We start from the raw sequence: 15,068 nt of genomic DNA, 5'->3' as shown, positions 1-15,068 counted from the left end.
CCGCTGCAACCATGACCCAATGGAGGTCTGACATGGCGTATGACAAGGACGCGGTGCGCAATATTCTCGCCACCGCCAAGGAACAGGGACGCACCGCACTGACCGCACCCGAAGGCAAGCTGGTCTGCGATGCCTACGGCATTGCGGTGCCGGGCGAAGGGCTGGCGACGTCGCCGGCCGAGGCGGTCGAGCTGGCGGGCCGCATCGGCTTTCCGGTGGTGATGAAGATCGTGTCGCCGGACATCCTGCACAAGACCGAGGCCGGCGGCGTGCTGGTGGGCCTGGACGACGCGCAGAAGGTCGAGCAGGGCTATCAGACCATCCTGGATAACGCGAAGCGCTACAACGCCAAGGCGGACATCGTCGGCGTGCAGGTGCAGAAGATGATCGGCGGCGGCCAGGAGGTCATCATCGGCGCGGTCACCGATCCGTCGTTCGGCAAGCTGGTGGCCTTCGGCCTCGGCGGCGTGCTGGTCGAGGTGCTCAAGGACATCACCTTCCGCATGGCGCCGGCCAGCGAGCAGGACGCGCTCGGCATGCTCGACGGCATCGCCGCCGCGCAGGTGCTCAAGGGCGTGCGCGGCGCCGAGCCGGTCGATCGCGCGGCGCTGGCCAACATGATCCAGCGCGTGTCGCAGCTGGTGACCGACTTCCCCGAGATCGCCGAGCTGGACCTGAACCCGGTCTTCGCGAGCCCGAGCGGCGCGATCGCGGCCGACGTGCGCATCGTGCTGGATCACGCGCCGCAGCCGCAGCGCTATCGCCCGACGCAGGAGCAGATCGTCGCGCAGATGAACCGCATCATGCGGCCCGACACCGTCGCGGTGATCGGCGCCTCGTCCGAGGATGGCAAGATCGGCAACTCGGTGATGAAGAACCTGATCAACGGCGGCTACCAGGGCAAGATCTATCCGATCCACCCGAAGGCCGAAGAGATCATGGGCATGACCGCCTACAAGAGCGTGCTCGACGTGCCCGGCGAGATCGATGTGGCGGTGTTCGCGATCCCCGCCAAGCTGGTGGCGCAGGCGCTGGAGGAGGTGGGCAGGAAGGGGATTCCCGGCGCGGTGCTGATTCCGTCCGGCTTTGCCGAGACCGGCAATGTCGAAGGGCAGGAGGAGATCGTCGCGATCGCGCGCAAGCACAACATCCGGCTGATGGGGCCGAACATCTACGGCTTCTACTACACGCCCAAGAACCTGTGCGCGACGTTTTGCACGCCTTATGACGTCAAGGGCAAGGCCGCGCTGTCCTCGCAGTCGGGCGGCATCGGCATGGCCATCATCGGCTTCTCGCGCTCGGCCAAGATGGGCGTGTCCGCCATCGTGGGCCTGGGCAACAAGTCCGACATCGATGAAGACGATCTGCTGACCTTCTTCGAGCAGGACGACGAGACCGAGATCATCGCGCAGCATTGCGAGGATCTGAAGGACGGCCGCGCGTTCGCCGAGGCGGCGGCCCGCGTGTCGAAGGTCAAGCCGGTGGTGGTGCTCAAGGCCGGCCGCACCAGCCTGGGCGCGCGCGCCGCCAGCTCGCACACCGGCGCGCTGGCGGGCGACGACCGGATCTACGAGGACGTCTTCAAGCAATGCGGCGTGATTCGCGCCCGCTCGCTGCGCGATCTGCTCGAGTTCGCGCGCGGCATTCCGAAGCTGCCGACGCCGAAGGGCGAGAACGTGGTGATCATCACCGGCGCGGGCGGCTCGGGCGTGCTGCTGTCCGATGCCTGCGTCGACAACGGGCTGTCGCTGATGACGATGCCGGAGGATCTGGACGCTGCCTTCCGCAAGTTCATCCCGCCGTTCGGCGCGGCCGGCAATCCGGTCGACATCACCGGCGGCGAGCCGCCGACCACCTATCGGAACACGATCAAGCTGGGGCTGGAGGACCCGCGCATCCACGCGATCATCCTCGGTTACTGGCACACGATCATCACGCCGCCGATGGTGTTCGCCAAGCTGGTGGTCGAGGTCAAGGAGGAGATGGCGGCCAGGGGCATCGAGAAGCCGATCGTGGCCTCGCTGGCCGGCGACGTGCAGGTCGAGGAAGCCGCCGAATACCTGTACCAGCACGGCGTGCCGGCCTACGCGTACTCGACCGAGATCCCGGTCGCGGTGCTCGGTGCCAAGTACAAGTGGGCGCGGGGCGCGGGCAAGATCTGACTCTGCGACGACGGGGGAGAGCGGCGGCGTTGGGAGGCGCCGCTTGCCCTCTCCCCCGGCCCCTCTCCCGCAATGGCGGGAGAGGGGAGAGCGGTCGGCGCATGCTGATCGTGATTGCGGCAGCCCGGTGTTTTCTCCCCTCTCCCGCTCGCGGGAGAGGGGCCGGGGGAGAGGGCAGCGCCCCAACACCGCCGATAACAACCACCCGCCACAGGAGACCCCATGCAAACCTGGATTCGCTTCGACGCCGGCGATGGCCGGCCACGGATGGGCCGGCTCGATGGCGAGCGGGTGTTCGAATACGACGGCCCGGGCTACGCCTCGCCGAACCCCACCGGCGTTTCGTTCCCGCGCAACGAGGTGCGCCTGCTCGCCCCATGCGAGCCGTCCAAGATCGTCGCACTGTGGAACAACTTCCATGCGCTGGCCCGCAAGCTGGACAAGCCTGAGCCCGCGCATCCGCTGTTCCTGATCAAGCCAGGCACCTCGCTTGCCGGCCCGGGCGACACGATCGTGCGGCCGGTCGGTTATGGGGGCAAGATCGTCTTCGAAGGCGAGCTGGGCATCGTGATCGGACGCGTATGCCGCGATGTGCCGGTGGCCGACGCGGCCGCGCATATCTTCGGCTATACGGTGGTCAACGATGTCACCGCGGCCGATTTGATCGCCGAAGACCCGAATTTTCCGCAGTGGTGCCGCGCCAAGGGGTTCGATACCTTCGGCTGCATCGGCCCGACGATCGTCACCGGCTTCGATTGGCGCGACGCCAGCGTGGTCACGCGGCTCGATGGCGCCGAGCGCCAGCGCTATCCGCTGGACGACATGATCTTCACGCCCGAGCAAGTGGTCAGCCGTCTGTCGCGCGACATGACCCTGATGCCCGGCGACGTGATCGCCTGCGGCACCTCGCTCGGCGTGGGCTCGATGAAGGCGGGCGCGGTGGTGGAAGTGCGCATCGAAGGCATCGGTGCGCTGGTCAATCCGGTCGGCGGCTAGCCTGCGCGGCAACGCGCCGCCGGCCTCGCTCGCGATGGAGGCCTGCCATGATGGACCCGCAAGAACTGGCTTATCTGGTGGCCGGCGCATCGATGCTGGCCGGCCTGGCGGGCTTCGGGCACACCGGTGCATATGGGCTGCATGCGGGATGCCTCGGCGGATTGGGGCTTGCGATGGCGACCGCCTGGCTGTCCGGCGGCAACGGCCCGATGGTGGTGCTGGCGGGATCGGCGCTGGCCGCGGTAGCGGCAGCGGGGATCGCGATCGGCGCGCGGGCGGGTGTGCGCGGCGCGCGCTCGTCCGGGGCGAAGTAAGGGTAAGGGAGCCAGCGGAAGGGGGGGCAGCGAAGGTAGCCAGCAGACGGGAGCCAGCGGACTTGAGCCAGCGGACTTGAGCCAGCGGACTTGAGCCAGCAGAAGGCAGCCCGTTGAAGAGAGCCATCGGGTCCCCGCGCGGCCGGAGAGCCGATGGCATTCGTTCTCGATGCTGGAGTCCCGCTTGCGCGGGAACGACGTGATGCGGCTCGGGCCGCGGCTCGGCGCTCAGCTGACGCGCCGGCCCATCGCTTCCAGATACCCGTTCTTCTTCTCCAGGATCAGCTGGCTCAGAAACGGCGCGTCATAGGCCGTCAGCAGATGCGCGTGATAGGTCTCGATATAGTGCGCGATCTGGGTGCGCTCGCAATCGACCACGCCGCACAGCCAGCGATACATCGCCTCGTCCCAGTGAAAGGGCAACTCCAGTTCGACGAACGCCGAGTTGTAGGCGGCAAGTTGCGCCTGTACCGGCAACTGCGGGTCCGCGGCTGCGGCGGGGACGTCGTTCTGCCGTTCGATCTGCGCTTGTTCCATGGTCGCTCTCCTATGCCGGTGCGGTGGGACATGCGGGCAGAATAGGGGGCGGGAACGATTAATAACAATTGAAGTTCGTCGGCAAAACCATAAGCCATCGTTTATGCATCGACGCTGCCGCACGCTGGCGCTATGAGCGGGCGGTGGCCGCACCCTTGCCGCGAATCAGGCCGTCGACCGCGGTGATGCGATCGATCTGCGCCGCGCCTTCGCTCAGCAGGAAATGCTTGAAGGCCAGCGCGACCGGCGGCAGCCGCTTGTTCTTGCGATGGACCACGTACCAGTTCAGCATCACCGGAAAGCCTTCGACGTCGAGCACCGCAAGATGGCCGGTGCGCAATTCCAGCGCGACCGTGTGGGCGGACAGGAAGGCGATGCCCATATTGGCGATCACGGCCTGCTTGATGGTCTCGGTGCTCTTGATCTCCATCGTGATGCGCAGGTTCTGCAGCCGGGCCGCGAAGCCCTCCTGCATCGAGTTCCAGGTGTCCGAGCCTTTCTCGCGGCAGATGAAGGCCTCGTCGGACAGCGCGGAGAGCGGCACGTTGCGCTTGCCGACCAGCGGATGGTCGGGCGCGGCGACGATGACGTAGGGGTGGGGCGCGAACGATTCGTTGACGGTGTCCATGCCGGCCGGCGGGCGCACCATCACGGCAAGGTCGGTCAGGTTGCCGGCCAGTTGGTGCAGCAATTCCTCGCGATTGTGCACCGCCAGGTTCAGCGTCACGCCGGGATGCCGCCGCATGAATTCGGCGATCACGCGCGGGAAGAAGTAATCGCCCGCGCTGATCACCGCGATATTGAGCCGGCCTCCCGCGATGCCGCTGAGCTGTGCCATCGCGTCTTCGGCCTCGCGGAACTGCTGGATGATGCTGCGGCTGTAGTGCAGCATCTCGGTGCCGGCGGGAGTCAGGTAGATCTTCTTGCCGAGCTGCTCGAACAGCGGCAGGCCGACGTGGTTCTCGAGCTGGCGCACCTGCGTCGACACTGCGGGCTGCGTCAGATGCAATTCCTCGGCCGCGCGCGAAAAACTCAGGTGACGGGCCACTGTTTCGAAGACCTTCAGCTGGCGCAGCGTGGCATTTTTCATGGCGGCCTCGTTCGGTCAGCGCGACGCTGATGAGCGCGTATGGGGTCGCGTTGCATCGCGGCATGGCGATGGCGTCGCCGTCCATCCATAGACGGTCGTCAATGATCTTAATAAAAAAGTTAAGGCGTCGTGGATAGTCGTTTGCACTAGCATCGAAGGACCCATCGGCGCCCGCGCACCCCTGCCGGACGACCGTGGCGACATAAAAAAGCACAGCGCTGCCCCGCCGGCCCACGCCGGCGGCGACCGCAGCGGCCGCGTGCCCACGAGGCATGCGGTGCCAGAGGAGACCACGATGAATGTCTCGCTTCCGCAGTTGAAGGCCTTCGCCGCCGTCGCGCGGCATCGCAGTTTCACCCGTGCCGCCGCCGAACTGGGCCTGACGCAATCCGCCGTCAGCCGCAGCGTGCGCGAGCTCGAAGAGGAGATCGACCTGCGGCTGTTCGACCGCACCACCCGTCAGGTGGAGCTGACCGAAGCCGGCACGCTGCTGTCCGAGCGGATCTGCCATTTGATCGACGAGGTCGAACAGACCCTGCACGAAACGCACTCGAGCGCGCGTCCGGCGCATGGGCGCGTGCAGCTCGCGGTCGGTCCCATGCTGTCTTCGATGCTGGCGCCAGCCTGGCTGCAGGCTTGCCAGAGCGCGTGGCCCGACATCGATATCGTGCTGCGCGATGTCGGGCCCGAAGCGGCGCTGCATGCGGTGCGCGGCGGCGAGGTCGATTTCGCGGTGGTCAGCGACCCCGAGCCTTGCGCCGAACTGCAGTTCGATCTGCTGTACGAGGAGACCTTCCACGCCGTGCTGCCTGGCGGCCACCCGCTGGCGTCGCGCGAGGCGCTGGGATGGGGCGATCTCAACGATGCGCAGCTGTTCGGGCTCGACCGGCAGTCGGGCATGCTGGTGGCCATCGAACGCGCCATGACGGCCTACCACGTGCGGCCGCGGGTGTATCGGCCCCTTGGGCATTTCTGCGCCGTGCTCGGCATGGTCGCGCGGCGGCAAGGGCTGGGCGTGGTGCCATCGCGGGCGCGCGCCGCCGGCGTCCCGCCCGGCGTGGTGCTGCTGCCGCTGCGGCCGCACGCCGCGATGCAGGTGGTGCTGGTGCGCCGCAAAGGCAGATCGCTGAAGCCGAATGCGGCCGCGATCTGGCGCGTCATCGCAGAACAGGAGGGTCCCGATGTGGCGTTGAAGACTGGATAACGGCAGCCTGTGGCACGGGAACGACAGAAAAGGGCGCTTTCTGATATATTACATACAGAATATTTACATCTGGTGCGTTGCACCATATACTGGTCACTCCTTGATTGATGTCTTATCGGAGTGTCCTGATGCAAACCACCCTGTTGACCCTGCTGTCGCTTGGCCTGTTCTCCCTTGGCGTGTCCGCCACCGTGCTGCTCGCGACCTCGTTGCCGGCACCGGCGCTGCTGCGCGCCCAGGCGCATGGCCGCTTCGCCGGCTTCGGTAGTGCCTCCCACGACGAGGACGCCGGCGAAGACGCGCACAAGGCGGCCGGCCAGTTCGTGCTGACCCATGCCTGATCACAAGTTCGCTGGCCACGCCGCCGGTCGTCCCGACGTCCGATAGCGACGGACGGTTCGGCCCTGTGGCCAGCGGCTTGCTTCCGCATTCCCCTCCTTCCTGTCCTGCCTTTCCTTCCTCCTTTCAGTTTCAGGACATCGCCGTACCGTTCGCCTTCGTGCTCCCTGCCGCTAGGGATTTACCCGAGGCAACGTCGTCGGTTTCCTCCCATTGCCATCCACCGCGCTACTCGACGCCACGCGATTCGCCATATCGGCCGAGCATGCGTATTGATGCGCGAGCGCGAGCAAAGTCCCTGAATTGTCGAGCCTCGCCAAAGGGAATTCGTGTCCGCATCGATGCCCAATGCGCACCAATCGCTGCCGCCGTCGCGCGCCGCGCATACGGATTCCGCGCGCCGCTTCTGCCGGCAGACGAGGCTTCTCGCCGCGAAACGCCTTGACCATTTTGATATATCACATACCGTATAACACTAATGGACGCCGCCAAGGCCGCGCGGAGGACACCCCGGCGCGCCGTCGGGGAGGCGCCACGGCCGATGGCGCTATCATCGACCCGGCGACGTCCCCGCGCCGCTTTCCCCCAGGCATCCACGATAACGAACAGAGATCGCCATGAATCAGGTCGTGATCCCCATTCCGGTAGACAGCATTGGCCGGCAGCGCAAGCGCCGACAGCCCAAGGGGCGGCAGGTCGATCCTGCCGCGCTGGCAGAAGTCCGCGCGTTGCTTGGCGATGCGCCGCGCCGGCGCGACCTGCTGATCGAGCATCTGCATGCGATCAACGATCGCTACGGCCAACTGGCCGCGCCGCATCTCGCCGCGCTGGCCGCGGAAATGAAGATCTCGCAGGCGGAGGTCTACGAGGTCGCGACCTTCTATCACCACTTCGACGTCGTGCGCGAGGATGCCGACGGGACCATCGCGCCGCCACCCGCGCTGACCGTGCGCGTCTGCGAGGGCATCGCCTGCGAGATGGCCGGTGCGCAAGCGCTGCTGGCCAGACTGCCCGCGCTGCTCGGCACCGACGTGCGCGTGGTGGCCGCGCCCTGCATCGGCCGCTGCGAGCGCGCGCCGGCGGCACTGGTCGGACAGAATCCGGTGGACCAGGCCAGTGCGGAAGCGATCGTGGAGCGCGTCGCGGCGGGTGCGGTGCGTCACGAGCCCGAGCCGTACGTTGACTATCTTGCCTATCGCGAGCAGGGCGGTTACCGGACCTTGCGTGCGGTGGCCGAAGGCGCGCTGTCCACCGACGATGCGATCGCGACGATGGAGCATGCGGGGTTGCGCGGCCTCGGCGGCGCCGGTTTCCCGACGGGACGCAAATGGCGCATCGTGCGGGCCGAGGCCGGCCCGCGGCTGATGGCCGTCAATATCGACGAAGGCGAGCCCGGTACCTTCAAGGACCGCTTCTATCTGGAGCGCGATCCGCATCGCTTTATCGAGGGCATGTTGATCGCCGCGCAGGTGGTGCAGGTCGATGCGATCTATATCTACCTGCGCGACGAGTACGCCGGCTGCCGCGCGCTGCTGACCGAGGAACTGCGGCGGCTGCGCGAAGACCCACCGTGCGCCGACCTGCCGCCGATCGAATTGCGGCGCGGCGCCGGCGCCTATATCTGCGGCGAAGAGTCCGCGATGATCGAATCGATCGAAGGCAAGCGCGGCTGGCCTCGGCTGCGGCCGCCGTACGTCGCGCAGGTCGGCCTGTTCGGCCGGCCGACGCTCGAGCACAACTTCGAGACGCTGTACTGGGTGCGCGACATCCTCGAACGCGGACCGGAGTGGTTCGCCGGCCAGGGTCGGCACGGGCGCAAGGGGCTGCGTTCGTTTTCCGTATCGGGTCGCGTCAAAAAGCCCGGCGTGCACCTGGCACCGGCCGGCATCACGATCACGGAACTGATCGACGAGTATTGCGGCGGCATGCTCGATGGCCACCGTTTCTACGGCTATCTGCCGGGCGGCGCATCGGGCGGCATCCTGCCGGCGTCGATGGGCGATATCCCGCTGGACTTCGATACGCTGCAGCCGCATGGGTGCTTCATCGGCTCGGCGGCGGTGGTGGTGCTGTCGGACCGCGATCGCGCCGTCGACGTGGCGCGCAACCTGATGCATTTCTTCGCGCACGAGTCCTGCGGCCAATGCACGCCGTGCCGCGTCGGCACCGCCAAGGCCGTGCAGCTGATCGCGCAGCCGCAGTGGGACCGCGAGGCGCTGGCCGACCTGTCCGCGGTGATGCGCGACGCCTCCATCTGCGGGTTGGGGCAGGCCGCGCCCAATCCGATCGATTGCGTGATCCGCTATTTCCCGCACGAGCTGGCCTGAGCGCAAGGCGTTGCACGAACAAGCCGTACGACAGATCCACGAGACTGCCATGAATGCATTGACCCGCGCCGAACGCGCCCTCGTCCAGGCCTCCGATTCCGCTTCGGTCGCCTTCAACCTGAACGGCCGCGAAGTGGTCGCCGCTCCCGGCGAAACGCTGCTGCAGGTGGCCAGGCGCGAAGGCGTCGAGATTCCGCACCTGTGCTACAAGGACGGCCTCGAGCCCGCCGGAAACTGCCGCGCCTGCATGGTCGAGATCGACGGCGAGCGCGTGCTGGCGCCGTCGTGCTGCCGGCAGCCGGCCAACGGCATGAACGTGCAGACCGATTCGCCGCGCGCGCGCAAGGCGCAGAGCATGGTGCTCGAACTGCTGCAATCCGATATGCCCGAGACCGCGTACACGCGCGACAGCGAACTTGACCAATGGTCCGCGCGGCTCGAGATCGGCAAGCCGCGCTTCGCGCCGCGCGAGCCCGTGGCGCCCGATCTGTCGCATCCGGCCATCGCGGTCAATCTGGATGCCTGCATCCAGTGCACGCGCTGCCTGCGCGCCTGCCGCGACGAGCAGGCCAACGACGTGATCGGCATCGCGCTGCGCGGCGCCGACGCGAAGATCGTGTTCGACATGGACGACCCGATGGGCACGTCCACCTGCGTGGCCTGCGGCGAATGCGTGCAGGCCTGCCCGACCGGTGCGCTGATGCCCGCGCGAGCGGCCGCGCTCGCGGTGCCGGACAAGCAGGTGCAATCGGTCTGCCCGTATTGCGGCGTAGGGTGCCAGCTGACCTACCACGTCAAGGACAACCGTATCCAGTACGTCGAAGGACGCGATGGCCCGGCCAATCATGCGCGGCTCTGCGTCAAGGGCCGCTATGGCTTCGACTACGCCGCGCATCCGCACCGGCTGACGGTACCGCTGATCCGCCGCGACGGGGTGCCCAAGCGCGGCGATGCGGTGATGGACCCCGAGCGCGTGATGGAGGTGTTCCGCGAGGCGACGTGGGAGGAGGCGCTGGCGTTTGCCGGCGGGGGCCTCGCGCGCATTCGCGATGCCCACGGCAAGCGCGCGCTGGCCGGCTTCGGCTCGGCCAAGGGCAGCAACGAGGAGGCCTATCTGTTCCAGAAGCTGGTGCGCACCGGCTTCGGCAGCAACAACGTCGACCATTGCACGCGGCTGTGCCATGCCTCGTCGGTGGCCGCGCTGCTGGAGGGGATCGGCTCGGGTGCAGTGTCCAACCCGGTGATCGACGTGGGCAAGGCCGAGGTCGTGATCCTGATCGGCGCCAACCCGACCGTCAATCATCCGGTGGCGGCGAGCTGGATCAAGAACGCGGTGCGCAACGGCACCAAGCTGATCGTCGCCGATCCGCGCCGCTCCGATCTGGCGCGCTTTGCCTATCGCTTCCTGCAGTTCCAGCCGGATACCGATGTCGCGCTGCTCAACGCGATGATGCATGTGATCGTCACCGAGGGGCTGGTCGATCGCGACTTCATCGAGAGCCGCACGATCGGCTACGACGAACTCGAACGCAATGTCGCCGCCTACAGCCCGGAGGCGATGGCGCCGATCTGCGGCATCGACGCGGAGACGATCCGCCATGTCGCGCGGCTCTACGCGACCGCGGGCAGCGCGATGATCCTGTGGGGAATGGGCGTGTCGCAGCACGTGCATGGCACCGACAATGCGCGCTGCCTGATTGCGCTGGCGCTGATGACCGGCCAGATCGGGCGGCCCGGCACGGGGCTGCATCCACTGCGCGGCCAGAACAATGTGCAGGGCGCCTCGGACGCGGGTTTGATTCCGATGATGTATCCGGACTACCGGCGCGTCGACGATGCCGACGCCGCGGCGCGCTTCGAGGCGCTGTGGGGCACGCCGCTGGATCGCCAGCCGGGTTTGACGGTGGTCGAGGTGATGCAGGCCATCGAGCGCGGCGAGGTGCGCGGCATGTACATCATGGGCGAGAACCCCGCGATGTCGGACCCGGACGCGCAGCATGCACGCGAGGCGCTGGCCGCGCTCGATCATCTGGTGGTGCAGGACATCTTCCTGACGGAGACGGCGTACCTCGCGGACGTGGTGCTACCGGCCTCGGCGTTCCCGGAGAAGACCGGCACCTTCACCAATACCGACCGCATCGTGCAGCTCGGCCGGCAGGCGATCGATCCACCGGGGCAGGCGCGCCAGGATCTGTGGATCATCCAGCAGATGGCCGCGCAGCTGGGTCTGGACTGGCGCTACGAGGGTGTGGCGGACGTGTTCGACGAAATGCGGCTGGCGATGCCGAGCATCGCCGGTATCACGTGGGAGCGGCTGCAGCGCGAACACGCGGTGACCTACCCTTGCCGCGAGGAAGGCGATGCGGGCGAGCCGGTGATCTTCACCGACAGCTTCCCGACGCCGAGCGGACGCGCCCGCTTCGTGCCGGCCGATATCCTGCCGGCGGCGGAACGACCGGACCAGGACTATCCCTTCGTGCTGATCACCGGGCGCCAGCTCGAACACTGGCATACCGGCAGCATGACGCGCCGGGCAGGGGTGCTCGACGCGCTCGAGCCCGATCCGACCGCGCTGGTCCATCCGCTCGATCTGGCGCAATGGGGCGGCAAGCCGGGCGACGTGATCACGCTGGCGTCGCGCCGCGGCGAAGTCGCGCTGTATGCGCGCGCCGACGAGGGCACGCCGCGCGGCGCGGTGTTCGTGCCGTTCTGCTACTACGAAGCGGCGATCAACAAGCTGACCAATCCGGCGCTCGACCCATTCGGCAAGATTCCGGAGTTCAAGTACTGCGCGATACGGGTGACGCTCGGCGGCACGCCGCCGGTGCAGTCCAGCTATGGCGGTGGGCAGATCCTGGCGCGGGTTGGCTGAGGCGGCCGCGTAAAGGCGTTGAAGGGGAGGGCGGCCGCTGTCGCGACATCATGCCGACGTTGCGGCAGCGCCGCGACGGTCCCTCCCTTCGATGCTGGCACGATACGCTTGCAGGGCCAGGCCGATCACCGCGTCGGCGCCAAGCTCGTCCAGAAAGGAAGCGGTGTGGCCGCAATGGCCATCGATCGCGCGCGCCCCGCATACCGGGCAATGGACGCGATATGACACCGCCACGCGGTGCCAGCGCGCCGACAGCGGACCGTAGCTCGGCAGATTGCCGATCCAGTACAGCGTGACGGTGGGCACATCGAGCGCGCGTGCCAGATGCGCGGGGCCCGTATCGTTGGAGACCACCAGGCAAGCGCGCGCCAGCAGCGCGGCCAGCGCGCCGAGCGACAGCGTGCCGGGCAGCGCCAGCGGCCGATGCCGCATCGCGGCGGCGACCCGATGCACCAGCTGCGCTTCCGACGGATCGCCGTTGATCGCGACCAGCGCGCCCTGCGCCGCCAGCGCATCGCCCACGGCAGCGAAGCCGTCGGCGTGCCATCGCCGGCGCGCATCGGTCGCACCGGGCTGCAGCACGACCAGCGGTCGAGTCAGGTCAGCCACGGCTGCCTGGGCGGGCGCGAGCTCGTCATGATCGCGCGCCCGCAACGACAGGCGGGGCTCGATCGCGCTTGCACGTGCGCCCACCAGCCCCACGCATTCGTTCAGCAGCAGGGCGCGCGGATGCAGGTCGATGTCGGGCGGCAGGTAAGGGAAATTGCGATCGAGCGCGCTGGCGCCCGGTGCGCGGAAGCCTGCCGTCACGCGGGCGCCGAGCGCGCTCACCAGCGGATTGCTGTACTGGCCGCCGCCATGCAGCTGCACGGCCAGATCGAAGCGGCGGCGTTGCATCTGGGTGAAGAAATCGCGTAGTGCGTCGCCCTCTTCGGCCGCCGGCTCCGCCGTATCGGGCGGCGCCGTGACGCCCGGTACTGCGGGCAGGCAGACCACCTCGTCGACCGGGCCCGGTCTGCCATCGAGGAATTCCGCATGCCAGCGCTTGCCCAGCAGGGTCAGCGTCGCTTGCGGATACGCGGCCTTCAGCGCTTCCAGCGCGGGCAGCGTCAGCACATAGTCGCCCACCGCGTTGGCGCGCAGCACGGCGATGCGGCGTACGTCGGGGACGATGGCACGGGCGGGCTCGCCAACGGCGCCCGCAGTCATGGGTGGCAACCCGCCATCACGCCTCCCGCGCGCAAGCCGCGGTATCGGGCGGCACCGCGGCGCCATACAGGGACGGATTCAGCGCAGGATCGTTGTACATCTTGAATTGACGATGCGCGCGGTAGGTGCAGCGGCCGGCCAGCATGCCCGACCACAGCTGGCGCAGACAGCGGCCGAGGTGATCGCGTTGCTCTCTGAGGCTGGTCAGCCCGGCCGTGCAGCGCTGGCGGTGCGCATCGTCGGCGTCGCGGCGCTCGGCCTGCAGCGCCATATGGTGGACCTTCAGCGTGCCGATCGACATGCGATCGATCAGCGAGCCGGCGGTCTCGCTGTTGACCCAGGCATCGGACGCGGGCGCGATGCGTTCGGCGGCGAGGGCTTCGAGGATGGCGGCGTCCATCGCCTCGATCGCATCGTTGCGCTGCTGGTTGTAGCGGTCGATGGCGCGCTTGTTGGCGACGATGGCGCTGTCGGGCACGTCGGTGCGGCGCGCCTGGTCTTCCTGCTCCCACAGCAGCGCGTTGCAACGGTGATTCTCGACGACGTGGGTCAGCAACGGATGGCGCACGGACAGGGTCGGCGCCACCGGCCATCCCGGCATCGACAGCGCGGCAAGGTGCAGCGCTTCGATCGCAGCGACATCGCACCATACGGTTGCCGCGTCGCACGGTAAGAGTGTGAGCGTCGTCATGCCGGCTGCCTCCATCAGCGTGGGCGCGGCGCGAGTCCGCGAACCGGTTGCGGGCAGAGCGCATGCGAGCAATCCGCATGCCGAGACGGCGGCCGCGTCCGGTCCCGCATCGTGACGGCGGTGGAACAGGGATCCCGAGGTATCGCGACGCGTGCCGGAAGGAACCGATGCGTCGGACCGCGGGGCGGTTGGCCGGTAAGAATTACCGGACCATGCCGAGATCTCCTACCCGCAGCGCCGAGCGTTCGGGCCGCCCGGCATGCGGCGCCGGCACCGCGGCTGCGAACGCGCCGCGCGGCGCCAGGCGCTGCGCAAGGAATTCCACGATCCGGTCCATCACACCGGCATCGCGCAGGATGCGCCGGTGGCCCAGGCCTTCGGTAGTCAGCAGCGTCGCAGCCGGCCAGGCGCCGGCGATGGCGGCGCCATCTTCCCAGCGCACCTCCTTGTCGTGGCGATCATGGATGACCAGCGTCGGCGGTACCGGCCGGCAGCGGCCGATGTCGGGCACGTTGAACGCGCCCCACGGCATGCCGAGCCACTGTTCGCTGTTGCGCTGCACCCGCGCCAGGACCGCGGGCGCCACGCCCAGCTGCCAGGCCAGCGTGGCCGAAGCGTGGCGCATGTCGGCGGGCGCGCCGATCAGCACCGCGGCATCGACGGGCAGTCCCTCGCGCAGCGCCAGCGCTGCCGCGGCGCCGCCAAGCGAATGCGCGATCACGGCATGGATCGGCCCGGCGTGCCAGGCGGCCGCCAGCAGCGCGCGCGACATCTCGATCAGCGAGCTCTGGCCGGGGCCGAGCGCACCGGCATCGGAGGCGCCGTGTGACAGCGCATCGAAAGCGACCACCCGGTGCCCGGCGGCGAGCAAGGCCGGCACCAGCGCCTGCCAGTGCGCGGCATTACCGCCCCAGCCATGCGCCAGCAGCACGGCCGGGCCTTCGCCATGCCACCGGTAGACGCGAACGCGGCGTGTCGCGCCACCGCCGGTCGCCAGGGCCCAGTCGGCGCGGGCGCCGGCGAGGAAGGCCTGCCCCGCCGCATCGACGTTTGCTTCCGGCACGCCGAACCAGGCGCGTTCGAAGGCGCGCGCGGTCTGCTCGGGAAATAGCGCCGACGCGGTCTGCCAGCGCAGGCGTCGCCATGCCAGGCCGGCCTGCGCCAGGCGCGCGGCGATCTGGCCCGGCAACGCTTGGCCGGGGCGATGGGGAGACAGGGCCTGTGTCACGATATTCACTCCGTTTTGCGGTTCCATCCCAAGCCCGTCCTCGTTGTGCGGCCCCCTCGTGCTTCCCTCGGGCCTCGATAAGACCGACCGGTCGTGCTA

Annotated in this window: 12 protein-coding genes; 7 read left to right on the top strand and 5 right to left on the bottom strand. The window is 68.2% G+C overall.

Annotated elements, in window-relative coordinates; genetic code table 11:
* Window positions 1-32 precede the first annotated feature (32 nt).
* The 3 genes from HTY53_RS03595 (at window position 33) to HTY53_RS03585 (ending at window position 3,472) form a co-directional block, all read left to right on the top strand.
* A complete protein-coding gene (locus HTY53_RS03595; RefSeq protein WP_174105109.1) occupies window positions 33-2,162 on the top strand; it encodes an acetate--CoA ligase family protein in 2,130 nt (709 codons plus the stop codon).
* A 222-nt stretch (window positions 2,163-2,384) separates the two neighbouring features.
* The gene (locus HTY53_RS03590; RefSeq protein WP_174105108.1) at window positions 2,385-3,158 is read left to right on the top strand and encodes a fumarylacetoacetate hydrolase family protein; all 774 of its coding nucleotides are present in this window, start codon (window positions 2,385-2,387) and stop codon (window positions 3,156-3,158) included.
* Window positions 3,159-3,205: 47 nt separating this feature from the next.
* A complete protein-coding gene (locus tag HTY53_RS03585) occupies window positions 3,206-3,472 on the top strand; it encodes a hypothetical protein (protein ID WP_174105107.1) in 267 nt (88 codons plus the stop codon).
* A gap of 228 nt (window positions 3,473-3,700) precedes the next feature.
* On the opposite strand, the gene HTY53_RS03580 is transcribed toward HTY53_RS03585, so the two are convergent.
* Both HTY53_RS03580 and HTY53_RS03575 read right to left on the bottom strand, forming a co-directional pair.
* Window positions 3,701-4,009, bottom strand: a complete 309-nt coding sequence (locus HTY53_RS03580) for a LysR family transcriptional regulator (RefSeq protein WP_174105106.1) — start codon at window positions 4,007-4,009, stop codon at window positions 3,701-3,703.
* A gap of 130 nt (window positions 4,010-4,139) precedes the next feature.
* Window positions 4,140-5,099: a LysR family transcriptional regulator gene (locus tag HTY53_RS03575; protein WP_174105105.1), complete on the bottom strand. Its 960-nt coding sequence runs from the start codon at window positions 5,097-5,099 to the stop codon at window positions 4,140-4,142.
* A 295-nt stretch (window positions 5,100-5,394) separates the two neighbouring features.
* Here HTY53_RS03575 and HTY53_RS03570 point away from each other — a divergent pair, with 295 nt between their 5' ends.
* The 4 genes from HTY53_RS03570 (at window position 5,395) to fdhF (ending at window position 11,841) form a co-directional block, all read left to right on the top strand.
* Complete coding sequence (locus tag HTY53_RS03570) at window positions 5,395-6,303, top strand: LysR family transcriptional regulator (RefSeq protein WP_174105104.1); 909 nt, start codon at window positions 5,395-5,397, stop codon at window positions 6,301-6,303.
* 128 nt (window positions 6,304-6,431) lie between these two features.
* Window positions 6,432-6,644 carry a hypothetical protein gene (locus tag HTY53_RS03565; RefSeq protein ID WP_174105103.1) on the top strand — a complete coding sequence of 71 codons (213 nt, stop codon included), beginning with the start codon at window positions 6,432-6,434 and terminating at the stop codon, window positions 6,642-6,644.
* 615 nt (window positions 6,645-7,259) lie between these two features.
* Entirely contained in the window at window positions 7,260-8,969 is a 1,710-nt protein-coding gene (locus HTY53_RS03560; protein WP_174105102.1) for an NADH-ubiquinone oxidoreductase-F iron-sulfur binding region domain-containing protein, read from the top strand.
* Between the two features lie 49 nt (window positions 8,970-9,018).
* A complete protein-coding gene (gene fdhF / locus HTY53_RS03555; RefSeq protein ID WP_174105101.1) occupies window positions 9,019-11,841 on the top strand; it encodes a formate dehydrogenase subunit alpha in 2,823 nt (940 codons plus the stop codon).
* Window positions 11,842-11,889: 48 nt separating this feature from the next.
* Here fdhF and HTY53_RS03550 read toward each other — a convergent pair whose 3' ends face one another.
* The 3 genes from HTY53_RS03550 to HTY53_RS03540 form a co-directional block, all read right to left on the bottom strand.
* Window positions 11,890-13,050, bottom strand: a complete 1,161-nt coding sequence (locus tag HTY53_RS03550; RefSeq protein WP_174105100.1) for a glycosyltransferase family 9 protein — start codon at window positions 13,048-13,050, stop codon at window positions 11,890-11,892.
* Window positions 13,051-13,066: 16 nt separating this feature from the next.
* Window positions 13,067-13,741: a DUF4254 domain-containing protein gene (locus HTY53_RS03545; RefSeq protein WP_254599789.1), complete on the bottom strand. Its 675-nt coding sequence runs from the start codon at window positions 13,739-13,741 to the stop codon at window positions 13,067-13,069.
* Between the two features lie 202 nt (window positions 13,742-13,943).
* Window positions 13,944-14,996 carry an alpha/beta fold hydrolase gene (locus tag HTY53_RS03540; protein ID WP_174105099.1) on the bottom strand — a complete coding sequence of 351 codons (1,053 nt, stop codon included), beginning with the start codon at window positions 14,994-14,996 and terminating at the stop codon, window positions 13,944-13,946.
* Between the last annotated feature and the right edge of the window lie 72 nt (window positions 14,997-15,068).

Origin of the sequence: Cupriavidus gilardii (assembly GCF_013314895.1) — a bacterium.
GTDB classification, from domain to species: Bacteria; Pseudomonadota; Gammaproteobacteria; order Burkholderiales; family Burkholderiaceae; genus Cupriavidus; species Cupriavidus gilardii_C.
The sequence above is the reverse complement of the archived record's forward strand: the minus strand, read 5'-3'. Positions and strand labels throughout refer to the sequence as shown.

Coding starts and splice junctions, on each gene's coding strand:
- fdhF (WP_174105101.1), top strand. CDS start 9,019: ATGAATGCATTGACCCGCGCCGAACGCGCCCTCGTCCAGGCCTCCGAT.
- HTY53_RS03540 (WP_174105099.1), bottom strand. CDS start 14,996: ATGGAACCGCAAAACGGAGTGAATATCGTGACACAGGCCCTGTCTCCC.
- HTY53_RS03565 (WP_174105103.1), top strand. CDS start 6,432: ATGCAAACCACCCTGTTGACCCTGCTGTCGCTTGGCCTGTTCTCCCTT.
- HTY53_RS03595 (WP_174105109.1), top strand. CDS start 33: ATGGCGTATGACAAGGACGCGGTGCGCAATATTCTCGCCACCGCCAAG.
- HTY53_RS03575 (WP_174105105.1), bottom strand. CDS start 5,099: ATGAAAAATGCCACGCTGCGCCAGCTGAAGGTCTTCGAAACAGTGGCC.
- HTY53_RS03585 (WP_174105107.1), top strand. CDS start 3,206: ATGATGGACCCGCAAGAACTGGCTTATCTGGTGGCCGGCGCATCGATG.
- HTY53_RS03560 (WP_174105102.1), top strand. CDS start 7,260: ATGAATCAGGTCGTGATCCCCATTCCGGTAGACAGCATTGGCCGGCAG.
- HTY53_RS03545 (WP_254599789.1), bottom strand. CDS start 13,741: ATGACGACGCTCACACTCTTACCGTGCGACGCGGCAACCGTATGGTGC.
- HTY53_RS03550 (WP_174105100.1), bottom strand. CDS start 13,050: ATGACTGCGGGCGCCGTTGGCGAGCCCGCCCGTGCCATCGTCCCCGAC.
- HTY53_RS03580 (WP_174105106.1), bottom strand. CDS start 4,009: ATGGAACAAGCGCAGATCGAACGGCAGAACGACGTCCCCGCCGCAGCC.
- HTY53_RS03570 (WP_174105104.1), top strand. CDS start 5,395: ATGAATGTCTCGCTTCCGCAGTTGAAGGCCTTCGCCGCCGTCGCGCGG.
- HTY53_RS03590 (WP_174105108.1), top strand. CDS start 2,385: ATGCAAACCTGGATTCGCTTCGACGCCGGCGATGGCCGGCCACGGATG.